Origin of the sequence: Chitinophaga sp. (assembly GCF_035564935.1) — a bacterium.
Classification (GTDB): domain Bacteria; phylum Bacteroidota; class Bacteroidia; order Chitinophagales; family Chitinophagaceae; genus Chitinophaga.
In genome coordinates this window covers 1-3,638 of sequence record NZ_DATMTE010000031.1, presented here as the reverse complement: position 1 = coordinate 3,638, position 3,638 = coordinate 1, and the positions used below count along the sequence as shown (strand labels likewise).

The following is a 3,638-nucleotide window of genomic DNA, read 5'->3' as shown; positions in this document are numbered from 1 at the left end:
GCCGGGATCTTTTTTTATACCCACCCCTCAACACAATCCCCGTAACTCCGTATTTTTACGATATGGATAATTATTCAATCTCAGATAACTTCTCCCTCCTGTCCAAACTGATGGATATTCACGGAGAAAACAGCTTTAAAGCCAAATCCTTCGCCAGCGCAGCTTTCACCATCGAAAAACTGCCCAGTCCCCTCAAAGATATTCCCCGCGACGAGATATTCAGGATCAAAGGCATCGGCGAATCCACCGGGAAAAGCATCCTCGAAATGCTCGATACCCAGCAATGCTCCCTCCTGAACCACTACATGGAAATTACCCCGGCCGGGATCCTTGAAATCATGAAGATCAAAGGCCTGGGACCCAAAAAAATAGCCACCATCTGGAAAGAACTGGAAATAGAATCCATGGGCGAACTGCTTTATGCCTGTAACGAAAACCGCCTGATGCTACTCAAAGGATTCGGCGCCAAAACACAGGAAAGCGTTCGCCAGAACATCGAGTTCTATCTCTCCAACCGCCACCGCTTCCTCTTCGCAGAAGTAGCAGCCACCGGCCAGGAACTGGAAAAACAGCTGCAGCTGCTCATGGCCCCTGCCGCCGTATCGCTCACCGGCGCCTTCCGCCGCCACAGCATCATCATCGATGAAATAGAACTGCTCATAGCCGCCCCGGTGGAGGTTGTACAGCAGCAATTCGCTACCCTTCCCGGCTTTTCACTTACCACCGCTAATGCCGGTAACCTGGTGTGGCAACTGGATGAAAAACTGAAAGTGATCACGCATTGCTGCGACGCCGCTAATTTCGCAGCTACTTTATTTACTACCACAGGATCTCCTGCCTTCATCGACAAGTTCAATGCAGCAGGTGGTGCTGCCTTTCTCCACAACGCCACAACGGAAGAAGCCATTTTCAGCGCTGCGGGAATGGACTATATCCCGCCATTCCTACGGGAAGGCATCAACGAATTAACACTGGCACGCCACCATCAGCTGCCGGAAACGATCGTTGCTTCCGATATTAAAGGCATTATCCACTCGCACAGCAACTGGAGCGACGGCGAATCCTCCCTGGAAGAAATGGCCACCGCCGCCAAAGCGCAGGGCTTCGAATATCTCGTGATCAGCGATCACTCCCGTACCGCTTTTTATGCCAATGGCCTGCAAATAGAACGGATCCTGGCCCAACATGCCGAAATCGATGAACTGAATAAAAAGCTGGCGCCATTCCGCATTTTTAAAAGCATAGAGTCCGATATCCTCAACGACGGTACACTGGACTATCCTGATGAAATCCTGGCAAAATTTGACCTTGTAATTGCCTCTGTGCATTCCAATCTCAAAATGACAGAAGAAAAAGCAATGGCCCGTTTGCTGAAAGCGATCGAAAATCCATACACCACCATCCTCGGGCACATGACCGGCCGCCTCCTCCTAAGCCGTAACGGTTATCCCGTAGATCATAAAGCCATCATCGATGCCTGCGCAGCCAACAACGTGGTAATAGAACTTAATGCGCATCCGCGCCGCCTGGATATCGACTGGACCTGGCTGCATTATGCCCTGGAAAAAAAGGTGCTCATCTCCATAGATCCTGACGCCCACAGCATCCCCGGGTTCCAGGATATCAAGTACGGAACCCTCGCTGCACAGAAAGGAGGCATCACAAAAGCAAACAATCTTAGCAGTTTCACTGTTGACATGCTCAATAACTACCTGCTTCAGCGTAAGCAACAAAAAAATATCCTTCCATGATGTTATTGGCTCTGGCAGTGGCCCCTGGTTTTGCTATCTGTCTTTTTATATACCTGGTAGACAAATACGACCGGGAACCTACCAGCCTGTTGGTTAAAAGTTTTTTGCTGGGCATGCTCTGTGTGGCGCTGCCACTGGCAGTACAGGGCCTTGCCGTTGAACTCGGGCTCCGGGAAAATAATGGTACCATACTTGGCACCGCCGCATTCGCCTATGGCGTGGTAGGCATCTCTGAAGAACTGGCAAAATTCCTGGTACTGCTGCTGTTCGCATATCCAAAAAAGGCGTTCAATGAACCGTTGGATGGGATCGTGTATGCTGTTATGATCGGGATGGGCTTCGCCACCCTGGAAAATATTGCCTACGTAGGCAGGTACGGTGTAGGCACCGGCATCGCCCGCATGTTCCTTTCCGTACCCGCCCACGGCGCTTTTGCGGTATTAATGGGCTACTATGCCGGTTTGGCTAAGTTTGTGCCGCATAAAAGCAGCGCGCTTTTGTTCAGGGCGCTCCTGATTGCCGTTTTCTTCCACGGAACATTCGATTTCTTCCTTTTCCTTGGTAATAACATCTTTTTGATGGGAGCTTCGGTTATCACCCTCATATTTGCAGTACGCCTTTCTGTCAAGGCTATACGAAAAGACAGCGCCCTCTCGAAAAAACTGCATGAGGAACATTTTTTTGAGGAAGGCAACCAGTAATGCCCATTTCCGGCAGTAAGCTTTTAGTTACCTTTGCTGAGGGCCTAAAAGCCCTGATGCTATGAGATTCATTTATATTTACGACCCGCTGTGCGGCTGGTGTTATGGCTTTACTTCCGTAGTACAGCAACTACAGGAACGCAATAATTGGAACATGCAGTTCGATATCCTCTCCGGGGGAATGATCACCGGCGACAACCGCCATTCCTTCTCTTCCATGAAGGCATTTATCCTGCGGGAACACACCAATGTGGAAAACATGACGGGAGCAAAATTCGGCGCCGCCTTCCTGGAAAAACTGCTCCCTTCGGAAGAAATCATGGACTCGGAAAAGCCTGGCATCGCCCTTACCGTATTTAAACAGTACCAGCCGGAAAACGCCATCACCTTTGCGCACGATATGCAGGTAGCGCTGAATTACAATGGGCAAAGCCTTAACAACGACAGCACCTATCGCTCACTGATCAGAAAGTTCAGCCTGCCGGAAGATCAATTCATCAGCCGCCTGCACGATGAAAACTACCGCTACGAAACCCAGCAGGAATTTCAGCTGATCCAGAACTGGGGCATCACCGGGTTCCCCGCAGCCATCCTGGACACGGGCAAACAATTGTATCTCTGCGCCAGGGGATATACGCCCCTCGATCAACTGGAAAAAACCATAGAAAACATACTGAAAGAAAATAACAGCCTTTAATATTATGTACTACGTCAAAGCAGCTACCACTAACGATATTCCCGTTATACAGGAACTCACGGAAAAGATTTGGAAACCTACCTATGAGTCAATTCTAACGCCGGAACAAATAGACTACATGATAGACATGATGTACAGTACCGCTTCCCTGAACAAACAGATCACGGAGCTTAAACATCAATTCCTCGTTCTGCTAGATGATAACGCCCCCATCGGTTTTGCCGCATACAGCACTACAGATAACGCCGGCATCTATAAACTGCATAAGATCTATCTCGACGGAAGCTACCAGGGAAAAGGAGTAGGTAAATTTCTCCTGCAACAGGTGGCCAACCAGGTAAAAGAACGTGGCGCCCATACGCTGGAGCTCGACGTAAACCGCTTCAACAAAGCAATACACTTCTACGAAAAGCAGGGATTCAGCATATTTAAAGAAAAGAAAACCGACATCGGCAGCGGCTTTATCATGGATGATTATGTGATGCGTAA

At 49.2% G+C, this 3,638-nt stretch carries 4 protein-coding genes; all 4 read left to right on the top strand.

Features of this window, described 5'->3' with window-relative positions; genetic code table 11:
• The coding region (locus VN105_RS00975) for a helix-hairpin-helix domain-containing protein (protein WP_325637019.1) at positions 1 to 1,751 on the top strand (1,751 nt) is incomplete at its 5' end.
• A complete protein-coding gene (locus tag VN105_RS00970) occupies positions 1,748 to 2,452 on the top strand; it encodes a PrsW family intramembrane metalloprotease (protein ID WP_325637017.1) in 705 nt (234 codons plus the stop codon). The genes VN105_RS00975 and VN105_RS00970, both read left to right, overlap by 4 nt.
• Before the next feature lie 61 nt (positions 2,453 to 2,513).
• The gene (locus tag VN105_RS00965) at positions 2,514 to 3,149 is read left to right on the top strand and encodes a DsbA family protein (RefSeq protein ID WP_325637015.1); all 636 of its coding nucleotides are present in this window, start codon (positions 2,514 to 2,516) and stop codon (positions 3,147 to 3,149) included.
• Between the two features lie 4 nt (positions 3,150 to 3,153).
• Positions 3,154 to 3,638, top strand: a 485-nt coding sequence (locus tag VN105_RS00960) for a GNAT family N-acetyltransferase (RefSeq protein WP_325637013.1), incomplete at its 3' end; no start/stop codon positions are given.

Excerpts from the sequence above, each read along its gene's own strand:
- VN105_RS00965 (WP_325637015.1), top strand. The coding sequence starts at position 2,514 with ATGAGATTCATTTATATTTACGACCCGCTGTGCGGCTGGTGTTATGGC.
- VN105_RS00970 (WP_325637017.1), top strand. The coding sequence starts at position 1,748 with ATGATGTTATTGGCTCTGGCAGTGGCCCCTGGTTTTGCTATCTGTCTT.